At 70.8% G+C, this 22072-nt stretch carries 21 protein-coding genes and 1 riboswitch; of the genes, 10 read left to right on the forward strand and 11 right to left on the reverse strand.

Annotation, left to right across the window (positions count from 1 at the left end; genetic code table 11):
- The first annotated feature begins 4 nt into the window (after positions 1-4).
- Complete coding sequence (locus QM634_RS11985) at positions 5-1156, forward strand: RNA polymerase sigma factor (protein WP_415043007.1); 1152 nt, start codon at positions 5-7, stop codon at positions 1154-1156.
- A 55-nt stretch (positions 1157-1211) separates the two neighbouring features.
- On the opposite strand, the gene QM634_RS11990 is transcribed toward QM634_RS11985, so the two are convergent.
- From QM634_RS11990 to QM634_RS12000, 3 genes are read right to left on the reverse strand one after another with little or no spacing between them, the layout of a single operon-like run.
- The gene (locus QM634_RS11990) at positions 1212-3620 is read right to left on the reverse strand and encodes a tetratricopeptide repeat protein (RefSeq protein ID WP_415043008.1); all 2409 of its coding nucleotides are present in this window, start codon (positions 3618-3620) and stop codon (positions 1212-1214) included.
- Between the two features lie 2 nt (positions 3621-3622).
- Complete coding sequence (locus tag QM634_RS11995; RefSeq protein WP_415043009.1) at positions 3623-4603, reverse strand: transporter substrate-binding domain-containing protein; 981 nt, start codon at positions 4601-4603, stop codon at positions 3623-3625.
- Complete coding sequence (locus tag QM634_RS12000) at positions 4600-6081, reverse strand: hypothetical protein (RefSeq protein ID WP_415043010.1); 1482 nt, start codon at positions 6079-6081, stop codon at positions 4600-4602. The genes QM634_RS11995 and QM634_RS12000 overlap by 4 nt, the downstream gene beginning before the upstream one ends.
- 198 nt (positions 6082-6279) lie before the next feature.
- On the opposite strand from QM634_RS12000, the gene QM634_RS12005 reads away from it, so the two are divergent.
- Positions 6280-6753, forward strand: a complete 474-nt coding sequence (locus tag QM634_RS12005) for an NUDIX hydrolase (protein ID WP_415043011.1) — start codon at positions 6280-6282, stop codon at positions 6751-6753.
- Positions 6754-6762: 9 nt separating this feature from the next.
- Here QM634_RS12005 and QM634_RS12010 read toward each other — a convergent pair whose 3' ends face one another.
- Positions 6763-7209 (reverse strand): hypothetical protein, encoded by a 447-nt coding sequence (locus QM634_RS12010; RefSeq protein ID WP_415043012.1) that lies wholly within the window; start codon positions 7207-7209, stop codon positions 6763-6765.
- A gap of 223 nt (positions 7210-7432) precedes the next feature.
- On the opposite strand from QM634_RS12010, the gene QM634_RS12015 reads away from it, so the two are divergent.
- Entirely contained in the window at positions 7433-8149 is a 717-nt protein-coding gene (locus QM634_RS12015) for a hypothetical protein (RefSeq protein WP_415043013.1), read from the forward strand.
- Here QM634_RS12015 and QM634_RS12020 read toward each other — a convergent pair.
- The 3 genes from QM634_RS12020 to thiE all read right to left on the reverse strand — a co-directional run bounded on the left by QM634_RS12020 (position 8146) and on the right by thiE (position 10724).
- Positions 8146-9249: a HoxN/HupN/NixA family nickel/cobalt transporter gene (locus QM634_RS12020; protein ID WP_415043014.1), complete on the reverse strand. Its 1104-nt coding sequence runs from the start codon at positions 9247-9249 to the stop codon at positions 8146-8148. The genes QM634_RS12015 and QM634_RS12020 overlap by 4 nt on opposite strands.
- 70 nt (positions 9250-9319) lie before the next feature.
- Positions 9320-10024 (reverse strand): haloacid dehalogenase type II, encoded by a 705-nt coding sequence (locus tag QM634_RS12025; protein ID WP_415043015.1) that lies wholly within the window; start codon positions 10022-10024, stop codon positions 9320-9322.
- A gap of 10 nt (positions 10025-10034) precedes the next feature.
- Positions 10035-10724, reverse strand: coding sequence for a thiamine phosphate synthase (gene thiE / locus QM634_RS12030; protein WP_415043016.1), 690 nt, complete (start codon positions 10722-10724; stop codon positions 10035-10037).
- Between the two features lie 29 nt (positions 10725-10753).
- Between thiE and QM634_RS12035 the strand changes: the two genes are divergently transcribed.
- From QM634_RS12035 to QM634_RS12045, 3 genes are read left to right on the forward strand one after another with little or no spacing between them, the layout of a single operon-like run.
- Positions 10754-11785 (forward strand): FAD-dependent oxidoreductase, encoded by a 1032-nt coding sequence (locus QM634_RS12035; RefSeq protein ID WP_415043017.1) that lies wholly within the window; start codon positions 10754-10756, stop codon positions 11783-11785.
- Between the two features lie 30 nt (positions 11786-11815).
- Positions 11816-12016, forward strand: coding sequence for a sulfur carrier protein ThiS (thiS, locus tag QM634_RS12040; protein WP_415043026.1), 201 nt, complete (start codon positions 11816-11818; stop codon positions 12014-12016).
- Positions 12009-12773: a thiazole synthase gene (locus QM634_RS12045; protein WP_415043018.1), complete on the forward strand. Its 765-nt coding sequence runs from the start codon at positions 12009-12011 to the stop codon at positions 12771-12773. The genes thiS and QM634_RS12045 overlap by 8 nt, the downstream gene beginning before the upstream one ends.
- 12 nt (positions 12774-12785) lie before the next feature.
- Here QM634_RS12045 and QM634_RS12050 read toward each other — a convergent pair whose 3' ends face one another.
- The 4 genes from QM634_RS12050 to thiC all read right to left on the reverse strand — a co-directional run bounded on the left by QM634_RS12050 (position 12786) and on the right by thiC (position 17489).
- Positions 12786-14066, reverse strand: a complete 1281-nt coding sequence (locus QM634_RS12050) for an MFS transporter (protein WP_415043027.1) — start codon at positions 14064-14066, stop codon at positions 12786-12788.
- Positions 14067-14158: 92 nt separating this feature from the next.
- Complete coding sequence (thiD, locus tag QM634_RS12055; protein WP_415043019.1) at positions 14159-15046, reverse strand: bifunctional hydroxymethylpyrimidine kinase/phosphomethylpyrimidine kinase; 888 nt, start codon at positions 15044-15046, stop codon at positions 14159-14161.
- Entirely contained in the window at positions 15009-15755 is a 747-nt protein-coding gene (locus tag QM634_RS12060) for a hemerythrin domain-containing protein (RefSeq protein ID WP_415043020.1), read from the reverse strand. The genes thiD and QM634_RS12060 overlap by 38 nt, the downstream gene beginning before the upstream one ends.
- A 75-nt stretch (positions 15756-15830) precedes the next feature.
- Positions 15831-17489: a phosphomethylpyrimidine synthase ThiC gene (gene thiC / locus QM634_RS12065; RefSeq protein ID WP_415043021.1), complete on the reverse strand. Its 1659-nt coding sequence runs from the start codon at positions 17487-17489 to the stop codon at positions 15831-15833.
- Positions 17481-17593, reverse strand: a riboswitch (TPP riboswitch). Its footprint overlaps the gene before it by 9 nt.
- Before the next feature lie 163 nt (positions 17594-17756).
- Between thiC and QM634_RS12070 the strand changes: the two genes are divergently transcribed.
- From QM634_RS12070 to QM634_RS12085, 4 genes are read left to right on the forward strand one after another with little or no spacing between them, the layout of a single operon-like run.
- Positions 17757-18101 (forward strand): GNAT family N-acetyltransferase, encoded by a 345-nt coding sequence (locus QM634_RS12070; RefSeq protein WP_415043022.1) that lies wholly within the window; start codon positions 17757-17759, stop codon positions 18099-18101.
- Positions 18102-18140: 39 nt separating this feature from the next.
- Positions 18141-18899 (forward strand): siderophore-interacting protein, encoded by a 759-nt coding sequence (locus QM634_RS12075; RefSeq protein ID WP_415043023.1) that lies wholly within the window; start codon positions 18141-18143, stop codon positions 18897-18899.
- A gap of 51 nt (positions 18900-18950) precedes the next feature.
- Positions 18951-20792, forward strand: coding sequence for a cation:proton antiporter (locus tag QM634_RS12080; RefSeq protein WP_415043024.1), 1842 nt, complete (start codon positions 18951-18953; stop codon positions 20790-20792).
- A 20-nt stretch (positions 20793-20812) separates the two neighbouring features.
- A complete protein-coding gene (locus tag QM634_RS12085; protein WP_415043025.1) occupies positions 20813-21922 on the forward strand; it encodes an alpha/beta fold hydrolase in 1110 nt (369 codons plus the stop codon).
- The last annotated feature ends 150 nt before the right edge of the window (positions 21923-22072 follow it).

Below are 22072 nucleotides of genomic sequence, written 5' to 3' on the forward strand. Positions count from 1 at the left end.
CGAGGTGGACGAGTCGACGCCGTTCGGCGCGGCGGGGATCCGCGAATTGGTGCCCGCCGCGCTGAGCGTGCTCGTCGGCCGTGGCGCCGACTTCGCGACCGCTGAAGACGCGGTGCAGGATGCACTCGCCAAAGCGGTTCAGACGTGGCCGCAGCGGATGCCCGACGATCCCAAGGCGTGGCTGATCACCACCGCGTGGCGCTGCTTCGTCGACCTCGCCCGCTCGGATGTGGCGCGTCGCCGGCGCGAACTCCGCGTCGTCGTCGAGCCGCCGCCGGGACTGACGGAGGCGGCCGACGACACGCTGCAGCTGTACTTCCTGTGTGCACATCCGAGTCTGACCGAGTCATCGGCGGTGGCACTCACGCTGCGCGCGGTCGGCGGCCTCACGACACGCCAGATTGCGCGGGCGTTCCTGGTGCCGGAAGCGACCATGGCACAACGGATCTCGCGAGCGAAGCGGACGGTGAGTGGTGAGCGCCTCGATCGACCCGGCGACCTCGGCGCGGTCCTGCGGGTGCTGTACCTCGTCTTCAACGAGGGATACTCCGGCGATGTCGACCTGGTGGCCGAGGCGATCCGCTTGACGCGCCAGGTCGTCGCCGTCACCGATGATCCTGACGCCGCCGGCTTGCTCGCGCTCATGCTGCTCCATGCCGCGCGGCGCCCTGCGCGTACCCGGTCCGACGGCACGCTGGTTCCGCTGCGCGAGCAGGACCGCAGCAAGTGGCGCACCGATCTCATCGTCGAGGGGATCGCGGTGCTGCAGTCGGCGCTGGAACGCGACCGGCTCGGCGAGTACCAGGCTCAGGCGGCCATCGCCGCGCTGCATGCCGACGCGCAGCGGGTGCAGGACACCGACTGGGTCCAGATCGTCGAGTGGTACGACGAGCTTGTGGCCCTCACCGACAGTCCCGTCGCCCGCCTCAATCGCGCGGTCGCCGTCGGGGAGGCGGGCGGTCCTCAGGCGGGTCTGGCGGCGCTCGCCGACCTCGACCCCGCGCTGCCCCGGCACGCCGCGGCACGCGCGTACTTCCTCGAACGGTCGGGGGACCGAGCGCAGGCGGCGCGGTTGTACGCCGAAGCGGCCGAGCGGGCCGAGAACACCACTGAACGAGATCACCTGATCAGGAAGGCAGCGGAGCTGGGCTCGTAGTCGGCAATGTAGTCGTCCAGCGATCCCTGACTGGTCCGGCCCGCGTCACACAGACTCAGAACCAGGTCGCCGGCCGGACGTAGTTGGCAAGGTCCACCAGTTGGAAGCGGTGGGCGCGGTTGGAGCGGGTCTCGCGGGCGAGATCGCGCAGCGTGGCCTCGGTGCCGGTGCGCAGGCCGTACTCGGTGAACGGGTACCCCATCAGATCGGGCAGGTTATCGCTCGGCTTGTTCTCGACGACCCAGCCCAGCGCGGTGCCCAGCACGATGAGCTTGAGGCGCGGTTTGCGGGTGGCGCCGTCGGGGATCTGATCCAGCCGGGTGGCCGCCTCGGCGATCTCGGCGTGGGTGATCTCGGTCAGAGGGCGCCCGCGGACCAGCGCGAGGACGGCGGTCTCGCGCGCGGTGTTGTAGTGGCGGCTCGTCGTCGGCACCTCGTCGAGTCCGACGATGGCCTCGGCGACCTCGCCGTAGGCGAGGTGGATGCGCGCCAGCCCGAAGGCGGCGGTGAGGATCGTGTGGTCGGTGTACCAGAGGTCCTGGTAGTGGTGGCGGGCGATCTCGTACCAGCGGTGGACCTGCGGATCGGGGGCATCGGCGTCGGCCGTTTCACCCGCCAGCCACCGGCCGATCAGCTCGGCGGTGCCGGCGACGGCCAGCTTGGGGCCGATCTCGCCGGGCATCGCCTCCAGCGTCTCGTTGAAGCGCTCGTAGGCCAGCTCCGGCTCGTCGTTGCGCAGCGCGCAGATGCCCAGGTACCACTCGATGCGCCAGTTGTGGCCGTAGTACTGGTCGGCGCCCCGCAGCACGCCGAGCGCCGTGTCCACGTCGTCGAGCTCGAGGTAGGCGCGGGCCTCGGCCAACTCCAGCTCGAGGGACACGTGGGTGGTCGGCTCGTCGGCGGCCAACCCCTCGTCGCGGTGCGCACGGATCGAGTCGAGGATCTGCCGCGGGTCCGAGAGCGCCGCCGAGCTGAGGACGCGCGCCGCCGGATCGGTCGGGTCCAGCAGCGGTACCGGCAGCGCCGCCGCGATGTCGGCGGGGTCGTAGAAGGGGGACTGGTCGGGGTCGAAGAAGGCGTCGACCGGCGCGAGAAGCAACTCGGTGCCGAAGGTTGAGCGCGGCGGGGTGAACACCGTCGACATCGCCGGCCGAGGCACGCCGGTGTGCACGGCGACCGTCTCGCGCAGCACGTTGAGGACCTGTGTGGTCATCTCGGCGGTGCTCGCGAACCGCTCGGCCGGGTCGTCGGCGGTCGCGCGGGCCAGCAGCAGGTGGAAGGACGGGTTCTCGGCGAACAGCGGCACCTCGTCGACGTCGGGCAGCCCGGGCAGGTACTGCCCGCCCTCCATCGGCATGTCGACGGTGAGCACCGCCAGGGTACGGCCGATCGAGTAGATGTCGGTGGCCACCTGTGGCCCCGTTTCGACGATCTCGGGGGCCTGGAACCCGGGCGTGCCGTACAGGCGACCGTGGCCGCCGATCGGCGCCACCGCACCCAGGTCGATGAGCGTCACGTCCGACGCGCTGATCATGATGTTGTCCGGCTTCACGTCGTTGTAGACCAGCCCCACCGAGTGCAGGTATCCGACGGCGGGCAGCACCTCCAGGATGTAGGCCATCGCCTGTTCCGGGGACAGCAGCGTCGGCGCAGTGGACTTGTCGTCGTCCGGCGAGGTGAGCTGCTTGAGCGTCTTGCCGCCGATGTACTCCATGACGATGTAGCCGATGTAGCGGTCGTCGGGGAGGCGGTGCTCGACGAAGTTGTAGATCTTCACGATGCCCGGGTGGCTCACCGAGGCGAGGAACTGTCGCTCGGCCACCGCGACGGCCTGCGCGGAGGCGTCACCGGCGTTGAGCAACCCCTTGAGCACGACGGGCCGGTCGTTGACGTTGCGGTCGGTGGCCACGTAGATCCACCCCATGCCGCCGTGCGCGATGGCGCCGAGGATCTCGTACTGGTCGGCGACGAGCGTGCCCGCGGCGAGGCTCGGCTTGAAGGCGTAGCGCACGCCGCAGTTCGGGCAGGTGCCGGTGACCGGCCCCTTGTGCGGACCGGAACTGCGGCCGACGGGGGTCCCACAGTTCCAGCACTTGCGCTTGCGCTCGGGGATCTCCGGGTTGTGCAGGACCGCGTCGGTCGGCTCGATGTCGACGATGCGCGGCAGATCGACGAGCCCGCTGCCGAGCCGACGGTCGTGGACCTGGGGGGCGCTGCGTTCGGGTACCAGCACGCGGCCGCGCGGGACCGGGAAGGTCGTGCGCGGGGTGACGGCCTGCGGCTCCTCGCCGGTCTCGACGGCGACGGTGTCCGACCCGAGGATCATGTCGGCGCCCACGGTCTGGGTGCCGGTGTCGGTCTCGAGGTCGAACGGCGCCGCCTGGGTCGCCTGCGTCTCGGCCTGTTCGACGGCCTGGGTGGCCACCGGCTCGGGGGTCTGTTCGTCGGGATCGTCGTGGGCCATGGTCAATCCCGGTACGTCGGTTGGGGAGGGGCGATCCGGGTGCCGAGGACCGACAGCCACTCCTCGGCGATCTGCTGCCACCGGCCACTGGCGATCAGGTCGGCCAGCACGGCGTTCACGAAGCGCACCAGCTCGTCGCGGCCCTTGGTGATGCCGATGCCGTAGTACTCCTCGCCCAGGCTCGGGCCGACCATGTGCAGCCACGGGTCCTGCGCGGCGAGGCCGGCCAGGATCGCGTCGTCGGTGGACACCGCGTCGACGTTCGCCTGCTGCAGCAGCACGAGGCAGTCGGCCCACGTCGACGTCTCGACCAGCGTGACCGTCGGGACGATCCGGCGCAGTCGCACGGCCGACGTCGCACCCCGCGCGACGCATGCGCGTTTGCCGGCGAGGTCGGCGGCGGTGGAGATCTTCGAGTTGCTCACCGCCAGGATCCGCTGCGCGGCGACGTAGTACGGCGAGGAGAAGTCGACCTTCTTGCGGCGCTCGCAGGTGATGCTCATCGTCTTGACGACGAGGTCGACCTCGCGGGACTCGAGGGCGCCGATTCGATCGGCGGTGCGCATGACGCGGAACTCGATGCGGTTCGGGTCGTTGAAGATTGCCCGGCTGATCTCGCGGGCGAGGTCGACGTCGAAGCCGCGCAGATCGCCCGAGAGCGGGTCGCGGAAGCTGAACGGGTTCGACCCGGTGTCGATCCCCACGATGAGGCGGCCGTTGGCCTGGATGTCGCCCATCGGGGTGTGCGGCGGCATCTGTCCCGGCGGCGGCAGCGGAATGGGGCTGAGGCTGGCCAGGCGGTGGCAGTTGTCGACGTCGGACTCCGGCGACGTCGCGCCGCCGGGGGCCTGCGTCGCCATGCCGGGCGGCGCGGGTGTGCTGGCCGTGGTGAGCGGCGACGGGCTGTCCGGGGCGGCGAAGCGGACGCACCCGGTCGCGGTGGCGGTGACCAGGAGCAGCGTCGCGAGCAGACGGATCCTCATCGGTACTCCCGCACCCGGTTGGCCAGCCCGACCGGCACCGCGACGGCCGCGATCAACGCCAGGACCGCGATGCCCGAGCTGCTGAAGGCGAGGAACCGACCGGCCGTGTAGATGTTGTCGCGGAATGCGCTGCGCGCCGCGGTGATCGATCGGACGATCGCGTCGTCGACCCGCGCGTAGTAGGTGGCCGCGCTGGTCTTGCCCGTGCCGACGGTGAGGTCGCGCGCACCCACGTAGTCGCCCGCCGCCAGGCGCTTGCCGATCTCGCGGTCGGTGGACTGCCAGTCGACGAGCGAGGTCTGGGCGGTCTTCAGGTCGCTCACCGGGATGGATCTGATGTCGCCGGACTTCGATTCGTCGACGAGCTTGTTGAGCACTTCGGCGACGCCGCGCGTCGCGTCGGTGAAGTTGTCGTTCAGGGCGGTCTGGTCGCGTCGGACCAGCGACAGCGTCTGTGCGGAGCGGGCCTGCTGGAGGCTGATGCGCGCGGCGGTCAGCGCGTGCAGCGGGTCCGACCCGTCGATGCGGGCGGTGTTCGTCGACGCCACCGACGTCAGCCCGGCGACGAGGAGCCAGACGGTGCCGGTCGTCATCGCGACGAGGCTGACCAGCACGCCCATGTTGAGTCGGCGGTGGGTGCGGCGCTCCAGGAACCGCGAGGTCACGATCAGCGCCCCGATCAGCGTGAACAGCAGGATGTAGACGAGGTAGGGCGGGCGGGTCAGGGCCTGCTGCGGTTGCGCGATGGCCGCGGTCCGCTGCTCGTAGATGCGTTGGGCGGCCGGTAGCAGGGTCTCCTGCATGAGTCCGCTGGCCTCGTTCAGATACGCCGATCCGACCGGGTTGCCGAGTCGGTTGTTGGCCCGGGCCGTTTCGACGAGGCCGGTGTAGACGGGCAGGTTCACCGTCAGGGACACCAGATCGGGTTGGACCGGGTCGGCGTCGGGGCTGAGGGCACCGCCGGTCTCGTCGGGGCTGTTGGCGGCCGTGATGAGCGCGGCCGAGGCGCTGGCGATCGCATCCGAATAGCGCTGCCGCAGTTCGACCGGTTCGAGACCGCCGGAGATGAAGGCCGAGTTCGCCGATGCGTCGGCGATCGACAGCGAGCTGAACAGGACCTGCGACGACTCGGCGATCGGTTCGGCCCGCGAGATCAGCTGTTGGAGGGTGTGGGTGCGGCCGTTCAGGTTGACCGAGGCGTACCAACCGGTGACCAGGCAGCCGAGGGTCAACGCGATCGCGATGAGGATGAGCTTGCCCGGCGTCGACGCCCCGAAGGTGCGCAGGGCGGCGACCGGCGATTGGGCGCGTCCGCGTGCGGCGGCGAGCAGTTCGCGACGGTCGGCCAGGGCGCGGCGCAGTTGGGGGCTGGTGGACAGGCGGCCCGCCGACTCGGCGATGGCATCGGGGGTGGACCGGCCGGGTCTGCCGCCCAGGCCGACGAAACGCGGGCGCACGGGTGATGCGTCGGATTTCACCGCATCATCTCCCCGTCACCAGTGGATAAACGTGTGCGGTCCAGCGTAGTCGTCGGCGCAGGCAGACGCCGACGACACGCAACGGCGACGGGCGGCGAAGTCGAAAATCGACTCCGATGCGTGTTGCCCGACCCGGCACTCGCACGTCGCCTACGGTGGACGGCAGAGTCGATGAATCGGCGATTCGGGAGGGCGCGGGTGCGCGGAGACGGCGACGGTTGGGTGTTCGACCCCGACGGCTCACGGTATTGGGGCCGCCACGGGGCGGCCGGCCTGTTGCTGCGTGCGCCGTCGGCCGACGGCGAGGTCGTGATCCTGCTGCAGCACCGCGCGGTCTGGTCCCACCAGGGCGGCACGTGGGCGTTGCCCGGCGGTGCGCGCGACTCCCACGAGAGCGTCGTCGACACCGCGATCCGCGAGGCAGACGAGGAAGCCGGCATCGGCCACCACGACCTGGATGTGCGGATGACGGTCGTGACCGCCGAAGCCGAGAGCGGATGGACCTACACGACGGTCATCGCCGACGTCGCGTCGCCGGTGAGCACCGTGCCCAACGGGGAGTCCACCGAACTTCGGTGGGTACGCCCGGACGACGTCGACGCGCTGCCGTTGCACCCGGGATTCGCCCGCAGCTGGCCGGTGCTGCGCGACCACCTGGCCGAGCTCGCCTGAGCGTCGCCCTCAGTGGGCCAGCAGGTTCGCGCCGGCGATCAGCGCGTTGCGGTTGGCCTCGTCGCCGTCGGCACCCGAGCCGACGGCCCAGCGCTCGGCGTGATCGTTGCCGCACAGCAGGATCGTGACGACCTCGGCTTCGGTCCGGCGCTGGTGGAGTTCGCGGATCTCGACGCCGGCCCCCACGTCGTAGAGCATCGAGGTGAGCGCGCCCAGTTGCCCGGTGGCACGCGCCGCGACGGTGCGCGGACGGTCGTCGACGACGATGGTCGCGCGGCAGTCGAGCCGGTCGCCGTCGGCGGTGGCGGCCGACCACGAGTCCAGTCGAATGGTCTCGGCGGGGGTGAGCCGATCGGCGATTTCCTCGGTGGACAAGGTGTGTGCCTCCTCGCGCAGGCCGGATGGAAAGTCGGCGGTACGCGAGAAGAATGACGGGTCGAGGTGTCGGAAGTGCATCAGATGTCTGCTCTCGGTCTGGATGAGAAGTGACCGATGTGTGAATAGCTCGACTCCCGCAGCGGGGGTCGGCCGGTGAGACCCCGCTACGGGCGAGTTACGAGCTTGCTGATGCGCACCCGGCCAGGTTAGGCCCGCGACGTGCCGTCGGCAAGGTGGATTCCGATTCCGGTGAGCGACGGCACATCCGGTCTCGTCGGTGAAGAAGCGATAACCTCGCACAATGACTTCCTGGCAACCCCAACCCGGGCAGTACCCGGGCCAGCAGCCGCCCGCCGCCCCGCAGCCCGGTGTGCCCGCTCCGCCGGGTGCGCAGCCCGGGGCGGTCCCGGGTGCGCCCGCGCAACCGCTCGGACAGGCGCCGTACGGCCAGCCGCCCTACGGACAGGCTCCCTACGGACAGGCTCCCTACGGCCAGGGGCCCTACACCGCCGACCCGTACGCGGCCTACGGCACCCAGTACGCGGGCTACGCCTACCAGGGTGAACCCAGCGGCGGTACCGCCATCACCGCCGGAGTGCTCAGTGTGCTCGGCGCGGTCGCGAGCTTCGTCGGCCTGATCGCGATCATCGGGTTGCTCGCGGTGCTGAGCAAGCTCGACGACGCGCGACGTCTCCTGCCGGACTGGTACACCACGGTGATGGCCGCGCAGATCCCGGTCAGCGTCGTCCTGGGCGTCATGCTCCTCGTCGGCGGTGTCGCACTGCTGACGCGTCGGGCGTGGGGCCGCTACGTCATCGCGATCGCCTGCGTGTTCTCACTCGTCGGCAGCATCGTCGGGCTGGTCGTCGAGAATGCGGTCTCCGCCGAGGTCAGCGATATGCACGCGAACATCGCGACCAGCACCATCTCCAGCATCCTGGGGATGATCTTCCCGATAATCACGCTCGTCCTGGCCCTCGTGCCGGCGACCAAGGCGTGGTGCGACGCGAAGCGCTAATCCGCCTCGACCGGGGCCATCCACTTCTCCTCGATGCGGCCGTAGCGCCACACGAGGAGGGCGACGATCCACGTCGCGACGAACAACCCCACGATCGCGAACCCGACGAACTCGAGGTTCGCGGCGCCGATGACGGCCAGTGGTCCGGTGGTGACGCCCAGGCGGTCGGCGAGGAGGTCGGCCAGCACGATCAGCCCGATCACCAGGGCGACGATCACCGACAGCACGGTCACGGTCAGGTTGTAGAAGACCTTGCGCACCGGCGCCAGGAACGCCCAGCCGTAGGCCCGCGCCATGAAGACGCCGTCGACGGTGTCGAACAGGCTCATCCCGGCGGCGAACAGCACGGGCAGGACCAGGATCGCGTACCAGGGGAGGGTGAAGGCCGCGGTCCCCGCGGCGAGGACGAGCAGCGCGACCTGGGTGGCCGTGTCGAAGCCGAGGCCCATCAGCAGGCCGACCGGGTACAGCTGCCACGGCTTGCGGACCCGGCGCATCACCCCGGCGAGCAGCCGGGCGAGGAACCCGCGCGATTCCAGCTGGCGCTCCAACTCGGCCTCGTCGAGCTCGCCGCCCCGCATGTTGCGGAACACCTTCGCGATGCCCACCACGGCGACCAGGTTCGTCAACCCGATCACGATGAGGAAGAGCCCGGCCACGAGTGAGCCGACGAGCCCGAGGGTTTGCAGCATCGACGAGTCCTCGTCCTGAACGGGCCCGGCGATCGCGTGCACGCCGATCGCCAGCAGGAAGGCCAGACCGAACACCACGCTGGAATGCCCCAACGAGAACCAGAAGCCGGTGGACAGCGACCGTCGGCCCTCGCCGACGAGCTTGCGGGTCGTGTTGTCGATGACCGCGATGTGGTCGGCGTCGAAGGCGTGCCGGACCCCGAGGAGGTAGGCGGTCACGCCGAGGCCGACGCCGAACACGCCACTCGGGCCGAGAGTGAAGTGCCGCGGTGCGACACCCATCAGCAAAACGCCCCAGCCGAAGAGGTGAAGCGCCAGGATGACCACGCCCATCGTCGTGATGGTGACCCAATCCGAGCGGTCGAAGCGGGTACCGGATTCGGGTGACGTGCTCGCGGCGCTGCTCACATTCTCGAGGCTAACCGACATGTGTCCGGTTGTTCAGATGTTTGGCGACGATGGCGGGAGAGGCCGTGGATCAGCACCCGAGTCGGTCGGCGAGGTCGACGAAATCCGTCGCGTTGATCGTGAAGGCATCGTCGAAGGCCGTGTCCGGTGTGCCGTGCGGACCGAACTCGAGGTGACGGGCGACGAAGGCGGTCGCCAGGCCCAACTCCGCGGCGGCGTGCAGGTCGTACTTGTGGCAGGCGACCATCATGATCTGGTCCGGCGGGGTGTCGAGGTAGCGCGCGGCGGTCAGATAGGCCCGCGGGTCGGGTTTGAACGCGTCGGCCATCTCGGCGGTGAACACCGCGTCGAACGGCAGGCCCGCGTGTTTGACGATGCGGACCGCCGCCGCCACGTCGGCGTTCGAGAGTGTTGCGGTGGTGAAGCGGGCGCGCAGGCGCGACAGGCCCTCCACCGAGTCCGGCCACGGCCGCATCCGTTGCCACGCGCGGGTCAGCTCCTCGCAGGTGCTCTCCCGGGCGGACAGTCCCGCCTCCTCGAGGACCTCGTCGAGCGCGGTGCGGTACATCGCGTGGACCGAGATCCACGGACCGTCGTCGCGCGGTGCGCCGGGTCCGGTTTGTTCGAAATAGCCGGCCCGCCACCGGTCGACGAGTGTGTCGACGTCGGCGTCGGGAAACGCGGCCCGCAGCGCCGCCGCCACGGGCGTGTAGAAGTCGGCGGCCGTGCCCTGGAGGTCGAAGAGCAGGGCCGTGATCCCGCGGGTCGTCGTCACCGGTTCGACGCTATCGTCGGTCGGCCGGATCGCGCTGCGCCCTGATCGCCCTGTGCAACGCCTCGGCCGCCGCCTGCGGATCGTCGGCGCCGGTGAGCGCGCGCACGACGACGATCCGGCTCGCGCCGGCGGCGGCGACCTGCGGCGCACGGTCGAGGTCGATGCCGCCGATGGCGAACCACGGATGCGCGGTCGACAGCGCGGCCGCGTGGCGCACCAGGTCGAGCCCCGTGCCGCTGCGACCGGGCTTGGTCGGCGTCGCCCAGCAGGGCCCGACGCAGAAGTAATCGATCCGTTCGTCGCCGGCCGCGGCGGTCGCCTGATCCGGATCATGGGTGGACAGGCCCAGCAGGACATCGTCGCCGACCAACTCGCGGGCGGTCGCCACCGGCAGGTCGTCCTGTCCGACGTGCAGGACGTCGGCGCCGGATGCGACGGCGATGTCGGCCCGGTCGTTGACCGCCAAGAGTGCACCGGCGCGCACGGTCAGATCTTTCAACCCGGCCAGCAACTCCAGTTCCGGGCCGGCCTCGAGCGCGCCGAACTCACGCTCACCCGGCGACCCCTTGTCGCGCAGCTGCACGATGTCGACGCCGCCGTCGAGCGCGGCGGCGACGAAGTCGAGCAGGTCACCGCGCTCGCGCCGAGCGTCGGTGCACAGGTACAGCGACGACCGGGCCAGGCGTTCACGGCGGTTCACGTCGTCAACGGTAGCGATAGGCTGCGGTGGTGACCCCGACCGACTCCACGCCGACCCTCGCGGTCATCGGCGGGGGTGTCATCGGCAGCATGTGTGCGCTCGCCGCGGCCGACGCCGGCTGGCACGTCGATGTCTACGACGCCGGACCGGAGATCCGTGCCGCCGAGGTCGCCGGCGGGATGCTCGGCTCCCTGGGCGAGGGCCATCCGGGCGAGGGCGACCTACTCGCGCTCTCGGCCGAGTCGACGGCGCTGTGGCCCGGGTGGATCGACCGCATCGGCGACCGGGCCATCGTGACGGCGCGGGACTCGCTGTTCGTCGCGACGACCGCCGCCGACGGGGAGTACCTGCGCCAGCTCGCCGACTTCGTGTGGGCCGAGCAGATCGGGGCCGACCGACTGACCGCACTGCGCCCGCGCGAGGTCCGCGCGCAGGAGACGGCGCTGAGCACCCGGGTCCACAGCGGGTATCTGGCCCTGGGGGAAGGCGCGTTGGACAACGGGCTGCTGTTGTCCCGGCTGCGCGCGGCACTCGCCGACGCGGGTGTGCACTGGCACCGCATCCACATCGACCGGGTCGACGAGGTGCCCGCCGACCAGGTCCTCGTCGCCGCCGGGATGGGCACCACGGCCCTGCTGCCCGACGTCTCCCTCATCCCCGCCAAGGGGGAGATCCTGCGGCTGGCGCGCAACCGCCACTCGATCCCGGTGCCGACGCACGTGGTGCGGGCGCGCGTCGAGGGCCGCAACCTCTACCTGGTGCCCCGCGCCGGGGGCGTCGTCGTCGGGGCGACGCAGTACGAACCCGTCGACGCCGACGATCGCCGCCCGCAGGCCGGCGGGGTGGCCGACCTGCTGGCCGACGCCGTCGAGGTGATGCCCGGGCTGCGCACCTACGACGTCGCCGAGGTCGCCGCCGGGATCCGACCGGGCTCGACCGACGGCATGCCGATCGTCGAACGGATCGACGACCGCACCCTCGTCGCCGCCGGCCACGGCCGCAACGGCATCGTGCTCGCCCCGGTCACCGCGGCCCGGATCGCCGCCCTGCTGGCGGGCTAATCTGGACCCATGACCTCCACCGGTACTCCGATCGCCGTCACCGTGAACGGCGATGCGCGCGACCTCGCCGCCGGAACCACCGTCGCCGGACTCGTCACCGAACTCGGACTGCCCGACCGCGGGATCGCCGTCGCCGTCGACGGTTTCGTGATCCCGTGCAGTCGGTGGGGGGAGACCGCGCTGCGCGACGAGGACACCGTCGAGATCGTCACGGCGGTCCAGGGTGGCTGATCCCGATCAGCTGAAGGTCGGTGCGCACGGCTTCGCCTCGCGCCTGATCATGGGCACCGGCGGCGCGACCAACCTCGCCTCCCTCGAACGCGCCCTCGTCGCCAGCGGCACCGAACTGACGACGGTCGCGATGCGCCGCGTCAGCGCCGACACCGGCACCGGCGTGATCGACCTGCTGCGCCGCCTCGACATCGCCGTGCTGCCCAACACCGCCGGGTGTCACACCACCGCCGAGGTCCTGCTCACCGCGCAGTTGGCGCGCGAGGCCGTGCAGACCGACCTGGTGAAGCTGGAGGTCGTGGCCGACGACAAGACGCTGCTGCCCGATCCGATCGAGACGCTCGACGCCGCGCAGGCGCTCGTCGCCGACGGGTTCACCGTGATGGCGTACACGAACGACGACCCGGTGCTCGCCCTGCGCCTGCAGGACGCCGGCGTCGCCGCGGTCATGCCGCTCGGCTCGCCGATCGGCACGGGTTTGGGCATCCGCAACCCGCACAACATCGAACTGATCGTTTCCCGGGCGAGCGTGCCGGTGGTCCTCGACGCCGGCATCGGCACCGCCTCAGACGCGGCGCTGGCGATGGAGCTGGGCTGCGACGCCGTCCTGCTCGCCACCGCCGTCACCCGCGCCGACGACCCCCGGGCGATGGCCACCGCGATGCGCCACGCCGTCCTCGCCGGCCACCTGGCCCGCAGCGCCGGCCGCATCCCGAAGCGCTTCTGGGCGCAGGCCTCCTCGCCCGACCGCGACTGACCGGCCGACCGACTACCGGGGCGGCTCCGCGCCGCGCTTGGGCGTCGTGGTCCCGCGGATCGAGACGCCGGCCGTCTCCCGCAGGAACAGCAGCGCCACCATGCCGATGACGCACGCGGCCATCATGTAGCAGGCCGGGAAGAGCCGCCACCCGGTGCCGTCGACGACGGCCTCGTTCACCAGCGGCGCCGTGCCGCCGAACATCGCGGTCGACGTGTTGTAGGCGATGGCGAAACCGGCGTAGCGGGCCTGGGTGGGGAACATCGCCGGGAAGGTCGCCGAAATGGTCGACAGCTGCGGGATGTAGAGCAACCCCAGCACGACGAATCCGACGACCGCCCAGGCGAAGCCGCGGCCCATCAGCCAGAACATCGGCACGGCGAACACGAACAGGCCGACGAGCGAGGCCCACCACATCGGCTTGCGACCGGTGCGATCGGACCAGGCGCCGAACACCGGGATCAGCAGCATCATCGCGACCTGGCCGATCAGGACGACCACCGCGCCACCGTCCTCGGACAGGCCGATGGTGTTCTTCAGGTAGTCGGGCATGTACGCCAGCAGCGTGTAGTTGCTGATGTTCAACGCGACGACCATCCCGAACATGATCAGGATCGGCCGCCAATACCGGGTGAGTGTCCGGCGCAGCGATGCCCACATCGACACGTTCGTCTGGTCGCTGTCCGCGGCGACCTCGGTGAACACCGGGGAGTCGCCCAGCCGGGAGCGCAGGTAGAGGCCGACGAGGCCCAGCGGCAGGGCCAGCAGGAAGGGCAGTCGCCAACCCCAGGAGGCCATCTGGTCGTCGGACAGGAGGACGGTCAGCAGCAAGACGATCGCGGTGCCGGAGGCGAAGCCGGCCATGGTGCCGAACTCCAAGAAGCTGCCGTAGCGGCCGCGCTTGCGGTCGGGTGCGTACTCGGCCATGAACGTCGCCGCGCCGCCGTATTCGCCGCCGGTGGAAAAGCCCTGGACGACGCGCAGAGTGATGAGCAGGACCGGCGCCCAGACGCCGATGGTCGCGTGGGTGGGCAGCACGCCGATCAGGGCGGTGGCCGCCGAGATCAGCAGGATGGTCAGCGCCAGAACGTGCTTGCGGCCGACTCGGTCACCGATCGGCCCCCACACGAACCCGCCGAGCGGCCGCAGGACGAAGGAGACGGCGAAGCCGAGCATCGTGCCGACGGTGCCGAGTGACCCGGGGAAGAAGGCCTGGGTCAGGTAGGTCGTCGTCGCGGCATAGACGCCGTAGTCGAACCACTCGGTGGCATTGCCGATCGCCGACGCCGCGATGGCCTTGCGGACCGTGTGCGGCGACGGGACGTCGAACTGATGGGGTTGCGCGGCGAACCACTCCCAGAGGTCGGGTGCTCTGCGCCTCGAACCTACCGCGACGACGAGGCGACGTCACCCGCCGCGCCGTCACCGACCCGCCAGAGCGGGTTCACCGGGCCGTGGCCGCCGCCCAGCGGATAGGCCGCCCGTAGGCAGCGCGTCACCCACGCCTTCGCGAACGAGAGGGCGTCGGGAACCGAATAGCCGTGTGCCAGCGCCGCGGTCAGGGCGGCACCGAGGGTGTCGCCGGCGCCGTGGTCGTGCGGGGTGTCGATCCGCTCGTGGTCGAACTCCAGGTAGTCCTCGCCGTTGAACAGCAGGTCCGGGCTGTGATCGCTCGACCGCAGGTGGCCGCCCTTCACCAGCGCCCACGTCGCGCCGAGGTCGTGCAGCGCGCGGGCGGCCGCGCGCTGCGTCTGCGCGTCGACGACGTCGATCCCGGTGATCAGGCGCACCTCGTCGAGGTTGGGCGTGACCACGGTCGCCCGCGGGATCAACTCGGTGCGGACGTCCTCGAGGGCCTCGGGTGCCAGCAGCGGATCGCCGTGCATCGACGCACAGACCGGGTCGACGACGAAGGGGATCGGGCCGTCGCCGCCGATGCCCAGGTCTGCGCACGTGTCGACGACCGCGCCGATGATCGCGCTGGAGGCGAGCATGCCGGTCTTGGCGGCTCCGATGCCGATGTCGGTGACGACGGTGCGGATCTGATCGGCCACGATCTGCGGGTCGATCTCCTGGTAGCCGCTGACCCCCTGCGAGTTCTGCACGGTGACGGCGGTGACGGCCACGCACGCGTGCACGCCCAGCAGCGCGAAGGTGCGCATGTCGGCCTGGATTCCGGCGCCGCCGCCGGAGTCCGAGCCCGCGATGGTCAGGGTGCGGACCGGGGTCTGCCCGTCACCGGCGGTCGGCAGCAGGGGCACGGTGGGCGTCATCGTGCCCACGGTAGCGGAACGCCGCCCGCTCCCTGCGGGCGAAGCGTCGCCGGGAGAGGGCGTAGATCACGCGGTACGGCGCGCCCGCCAGGGCGAACATCCGCTCGCGTCCCTCGTCCGACAGGCCCGACATCGCCCACGGCACCGTGAACGACGCGGTCCGCATCGGGTGGGACCGGGCGACGGCCTGCTCGGCGGTGGTGAACTCCTCGTCGGTCATGACCCGCTGGATCATCGGCAACACCACCGATTCCTCGTGCCGCAGGTGGGCCTCCAAGCCGTCGTGGAGGGTGCCGAGGTCGGCCAGCAGGTCGCGCCGCAGGTCCTCGTCGGGCCCGTTCGCCATCGCGGCGAAGCCCTCCGCGCAGCGGGTCACCGCCGGATCGATGGCGGCGTGCTCGTCTTCCATCGCGGCGACCTCGGCGCGGTCACCGTCGTCGCCGCGTCGGCGCACCGACTCCAGGAGCGCGGGCCAGAACAGATCGTCCTCGGCACCGTGGTGGTGGTGCAGCTCGGCGGCGAAGCGGGCCCAGCGGCGACGCAGGGCCTGCCACGTGTCGGCGGCGTAGAGCGGGGTGCGGCGCACCGCCGAGGTGAAGTCGACGAGGTCGCGGCGCAACGCGTGGTGCATCACGTACATGCCGGTCTGATCATGCGGTCCGTCGGCGGTGTGGGACTGGCGGGGGAGGGTGAGCTGTGTCGTTGTCATGCCCCACACCGTGCGCCGACCCGCTTGGATCCGGCTTGGCGCGCGGTTCCAAGCGGTCGGCAAGCGGCGGGCGGTTTACACCTTCTCGCTGATCGGCAGGTACACCTGGTTGCCCTGCTCGGCGAACTCGGCGGACTTGGCCGCCATCTCCGCCGCAATCTTCGCGTCGATGTCCGCGGCGGTCTCCAGGCCGTTCTCCTCCGCGTAGGCGCGCACGTCGGCCGAGATGCGCATGGAGCAGAACTTCGGCCCGCACATCGAGCAGAAGTGCGCGGTCTTGGCCGGCTCGGCCGGCATCGTCTCGTCGTGGAACTCCCGCGCGGTGTCCGGGTCGAGGGCCAGGTTGAACTGGTCGGTCCAGCGGAACTCGAAGCGGGCCTTGGACAGCGCGTCGTCGCGCTCCTGGGCCCGCGGGTGTCCCTTCGCGAGGTCGGCGGAGTGGGCGGCGATCTTGTAGGTGATGACGCCGGTCTTCACATCGTCGCGGTTGGGCAGGCCGAGGTGTTCCTTGGGGGTGACGTAGCAGAGCATCGCGGTGCCGGCCTGGGCGATCATCGCGGCGCCGATCGCCGACGTGATGTGGTCGTAGGCCGGTGCGATGTCGGTGGCGAGCGGCCCGAGCGTGTAGAACGGCGCCTCGTTGCAGAGCTCCTCCTCCAGGCGGACGTTCTCGGCGATCTTGTGCATCGGCACGTGGCCGGGGCCCTCGATCATCACCTGCACGCCGCGGCGCTGGGCGATGGCGGTGAGCTCGCCGAGGGTGCGCAGCTCGGCGAACTGCGCCTCGTCGTTGGCGTCGGCGATCGAGCCGGGCCGCAGGCCGTCGCCGAGGGAGAAGGTGATGTCGTACTCGGCGAAGATGTCGCACAGCTCGTCGAAGTGCGTGTAGAGGAAGGACTCCTCGTGGTGCGCCAGGCACCACGCCGCCATGATCGACCCGCCGCGCGAGACGATTCCGGTGACGCGTTTGGCGGTCAGCGGCACGTAGCGCAGCAGCACGCCGGCGTGCACGGTCATGTAGTCGACGCCCTGCTCGGCCTGCTCGATCACGGTGTCGCGGTAGATCTCCCAGGTGAGCTTGGTCGGATCGCCGTTGACCTTCTCCAGGGCCTGGTAGATCGGCACGGTCCCGACCGGCACGGGGGAGTTGCGCATGATCCACTCGCGGGTCTGGTGGATGTCCTTGCCGGTGGACAGGTCCATGATCGTGTCGGCGCCCCAGCGGGTGGCCCACACCATCTTCTCGACCTCCTCGGCGATGGAGCTGGACACCGCCGAGTTGCCGATGTTGGCGTTGATCTTCACCAAGAACTTCTTGCCGATGATGGTGGGCTCGAGCTCGGGGTGGCGGTGATTGGCCGGGATGACCGCACGGCCGCGGGCGACCTCGGCGCGGACCAGCTCGACGTCGACGCCCTCGCGTGCGGCGATGAAGCGCATCTCTTCGGTGGCGATCCCGGCGCGAGCCCAGGCGAGCTGGGTCGCGGCGCCGTCGACGGGCTCGGGCCGTCGCCACCCGTCACGGGTGGGGGCCAGGCCGGCCTCGACGTCGATGGTGGCTTGTTCGTCGGTGTACGGACCGGAGGTGTCGTACAGGTCGAGGTGCTCGCCGTTGGTGAGGTGGACGCGGCGCTGCGGGATCCGCAGATCCCCGACCTCGAGGTAGTGCTTGGTGCTGCCCTCGATGGGGCCGGTGGTGACCGCGGCAGCGGAATCGGGCACACGTGTGCTCATGATGACTCTCCCTACGCCGGCATTACCCGGACAGGTTCAGGCGGTCGGCGACCGCCCGTCGCCATCTCAGCCCCTGGTTCGCAAGAGCCCCCGCGATGTTCTGTTGTGTGCGGGAAAACCCCGCGGGACCAGCCTACGACAGTCACCGCCAGGTCTCGGATGGGTGGAGACATGGGAATCACTCTGGTCACTCCAGTCACACACCCGTACAATGTGAAGCAGGTCACATATAATTGGTGACAACGAACTCCATGGAGGGAGGCTGCAATGCGAAACCGGAAGAAGTCGGCCCAGCCGGCCGAGCAGATCCTGCAGCAGATCAGTCAGGTCCAGCACAACCCGGAGCGCGAGCGTTTCGAGCTGTGGGTGGCCGGCGACCTCGTCGGCGTCCTCGGCTACCACTCCGAGCGCGGCGACGACGGCGCGCCCGTCGTGACGGTGCTGCACACGGTTCTCTACGACGAGTACACCGGGCACGGACTGGCGACGCGGCTCACGCGATCGGCCGTGGACTACGTGAAGCAGACCGGTGCCCGCCTGCGCCCGGTGTGCACCTTCACGCGCCACTACCTGGAGCGCCACCCGGGTCAAGTGCGCCTGGCCGCCGTCTGAGGGGTGGCGCGGTAGGTTAGGTTACGCTAACCTACCAACATGTTCCCCGGTAACGCGTACTCGTCGCTCCTCCATCGCCCGCGGACCGATCTCTGTTCGGTGACCGTCACCGGCGTCGAGCAGATCACCGAGTATTTCCACCGTCTGCGCTTCGACGACGGCGGGCTGCTGACCGGCCGCCTCGTCCACCCGACGATGAGCGCCTCCCTCTGCTTCGACGGCCCCACCGGGCCACACCGTCGCAGCTTCACCCTCGTCGACCCCGATCCCGCCGCCGGCACGTTCGCGGTGGAGTTCGCCGTGCACGCGGGCACCGCGTCGCGCTGGGCGCAATCGGCGATCCCCGGCGACCGGCTGTCCGCGGCGATCACCGGGCCCCGCTTCGAACTGCCGCGCCCCGGCGCCGACGGCTGGCTGATCGCCGGCGACGCGACGTCGCTGTCCGCGGTGAACTCGCTGCTCGAGGCGATTGCCGTGTCCGACGAGCCGGACGTGCCGGTCACGATCTGGATGGAGTACGGCCGCGACGACGAGTTCACCCTGCCGCTGCGGATCCGCGACGACCACCGGGTCGAGTGGATCCCGCGCGGCGACCCCGCGGCCCTCGTCGACGCGATCGCCGCGCAGGCCTTCGCCGCCCGCGGCTACCGAGGCTGGGTCGGCACCGAGGCGCACTCGGCCCCGCTGATCGCCGACGTCCTGCGCCGTGACTACGCGCTCGGCGCCGGCGATGTCACCGCCATCGGGTTCTGGGCGCACGCGGGCGTCGACGCACGATTGGCACAAGCCGCCGGCTGAGGCGGGGCGCGTCGGCTTGCCCAACCCGTCCGGGAGGGGCAAGGTAGCGCCGTGCCCGACCTGACCGATCTCGACGTCGCCACCTACATCGGTGTCGTCCTCGTCTTGGGCGCCGCCTGCCAGGTGCTGGCCTGGCGACTGCGGGTGCCGTCGATCCTGTTGCTGTTGGTCGTGGGCTTCAGCCTGGGTCGCCTGGTCTCCGCCGACGAGGTGCTGGGCCGCGACGTCCTGTTCGGCGGTGTCTCGGTGGCCGTCGGCGTGATCCTGTTCGAAGGAGCGCTGTCGCTGCGCTTCGCCGAGGCCCGCGAGCTGGGCCGCCCGATCCTGCGGTTGTGCACGGTGACCGTCGTGATCGCGTGGGTGCTGACCACCGTCGCCGCGCTGATCGTCGGGATCCAACCGGGCCTGGCGCTGTTGATCGGCGCGCTGCTGGTGGTCACCGGTCCGACCGTCATCGCACCGATCCTGCGGTCGCTGCGACCGGCCAAACGCGTCGGCCTGCTGCTGCGGTGGGAGTCCATCGTCGTGGACCCGATCGGTGCGGCGCTCGCGGTCCTGGTGTTCCGGACGCTGGTCGCCGGTGAGGGGCGCTTCACCGTCGCCGCCCTGGTGAGCGGGCTGGCCTGGACGACGCTGATCGCGATCGCGATCGCCATCCCGGTCGGTCTGATCGTCGAGGTGGGGCTGCGCCGACACATCGTGCCCGACCATCTGCAGGGGGTCGTGGCCCTCGCGGCCGCGGTCGGCGTCCTGGTCGCGGCCGACCACTTCCAATCCGACAGCGGGCTGCTGGCCGTGACCATCCTCGGCGTCTGGCTCGCCAACCGCCCGGGCCTGCACCTCGAGCACATCCGTGAGTTCAAGGAGCACCTGCAGGTGCTCTTCGTCGGTGGCCTGTTCATCCTGCTGGCCGGTCGCGTCTCGCCGGCGCAGCTCGCCGGCGTCTGGCGCGAGGCCCTGGTCTTCGTCGTCCTGCTCATCGTGGTCGTGCGCCCGATCAGCGTCTTCGTCGGGCTGTGGCGGACCAACGTGACCTCCGCCGAGCGCCGACTGCTGGCCGGGATGGCGCCGCGCGGCATTGTCGCGGCCTCGGTCATCAGCTCCTTCGCCCTGGAGTTCCAGCACGCCGCCGACCAGGAACACTCGCAACGCCTGAAGGACCTGGCCGCGGCGGCCGCCGACCTCGTGCCGCTGGTATTCCTGGTCATCGTCGCCACCGTCACCGTCTACGGGCTCGGCATCGGCCGGTTGGCCCAGCGCCTGGGGCTTGCGTCGAAGGCGCCCAGCGGCGTCCTGTTCGTCGGTGGCAGCGACTGGGTCGTCGACGTGGCGCGCCAGCTCGACAAGCTCGGCATCCCGGTGCTGGTCGCGAGCCGGGAATGGCAGGACCTGGCCGTCGCCCGCCGGGAAGGAGTGCCGAGCGTCGCCGCCAACATCCTGTCCGACTACGCGGTGCGCGACCTTGACCTGGCCGGCATCGGACAGCTGCTCGCCTGCACCGACGACGACGAGGTCAACGCCACCGCCGCGCGGGAGTTCTCCCAGGTCCTGGGCCGCGACAAGGTCTACCAGCTCGCGCGACGGTCGGCCGCTCCCGCCGGGTCGCGCTGGGCGCCGGCGCGGCACCTGAGTGCCAAGCCCATGTTCGCGCCGGCGGCCACCTTTGCCGAGATCGCCGACCGGGTCGAGGCCGGTGCGGTGGTCAAGCGCACCAAGCTCAGCGAGAAGTTCGACCTGGCGGCCTTCCGTCGGGAACACGGCCCCGACGCCGTGCTCATGTTCCACGTGCAGGGCGACGACGTGCGGCTGGTGACGCCGAAGACGGCCATCCCCGAGACGAGCGGCTCGGTCATCGCGCTGGTGCCGGTCGAGGCTGCCGCGCCCTCGAACTGACTCGGCAGTAAGATGTGCCCATGGTCGATCTCAACCGCAGCCTGCGCAACCTCTGGTCGCTCACGCTCGGCGACGGCATCGCGCCGCCGCACAGCACCCCCCACGTCACCGTCGCCACCGGCAAGCACCGCGAGCTGCGGCGCTACGCCGACGGCGACCAGGTCCGCGCCGCCCGCGAGGCCGGGCACCCGCCGATCCTGCTGGTCCCGCCGATCGCCGCGCCGGCGTCCTGCTACGACCTCTCGCCCGAGCACTCGGTCGTCGCGCACCTGCGCGACTCCGGTCGCGTCCCGTACGTCGTCGACTTCGGCGAGGTCACCCGCGAGGACCGCGCGATGGGCTTCGCGGACTTCATCACCGACATCATCCCGGAGGCGATCCGGCGCGTCCTGGCGGACTACGGCGCCGACCGGGTCGACCTCTACGGGTGGAGCCTGGGCGGCACGCTGTCGCTGCTGACCACCGCGGCGCAACCGGCCGACGACAAGCGGGTGCGCAGCATCGTCACCGTCGCCACCCCGCTCGACTACGACGCGCTGCCGGGCTACCCCCTCGCGCGGACGCTGACCAAGCCGACCGGCGGCAAGGCCCCGACCATGGCGCTGCGCCTGCTCGGCGGGATCCCCGCGCCGGTGGTGCAGGTCGCCTACCGCGCCACCTCCTGGGACCGGGAGATCAAGAAGCCCTGGTTCGTCGCCACCCACCTCGGCGAGACCGAGACCCTCAAGCGCATGGAGGTCATCGACCGTTTCCAGCGCGACTTCCCGGGCTACCCCGGCAAGCTGACCGAGCAGATGTGGGAGAGCTTCATCTACCGCGGCGAGCTCGCCGCGGGCCGGTTGAACCTGGGCGGGCTCGACGTGGACCTGGGTGCCATCGACGTCCCGGTGCAGCTGTTCGGCAGCCATCGCGACGCCCTCTGCTCGTGGGATGCCGCCCGCCACGGCATCGACGTGCTGAGCGGGTCGCCGATGGTCGAGTTCACCACCGTCGAATCCAGCCACCTCGGCCTGTTGGCCGGCCCCGACGCGCAGGCCCACACCTGGCCGGCGATCGACTACTTCCTGCGCGGCATCGACAAGATCGCCGACGAGCCCGCACCGGCGGTGGACTCCCTCGAAGGCGTCTGACGCGCCGCGCCGCGCTGGCTAGGCTGACGGCGTGAGCACTCCCGAGGGCGACGCCGGGCGCAACCGCGCGGCGCGCGGGCGGGTCCGCCGCGGCGGCAAGGTCGGCGGCGTGGTCGCCCGGCACGCCGGCCGTGGCGCCCTCAACGCCGC

Origin of the sequence: Gordonia sp. (in: high G+C Gram-positive bacteria) (assembly GCF_047606305.1) — a bacterium.
Lineage (GTDB): Bacteria > Actinomycetota > Actinomycetes > Mycobacteriales > Mycobacteriaceae > Gordonia.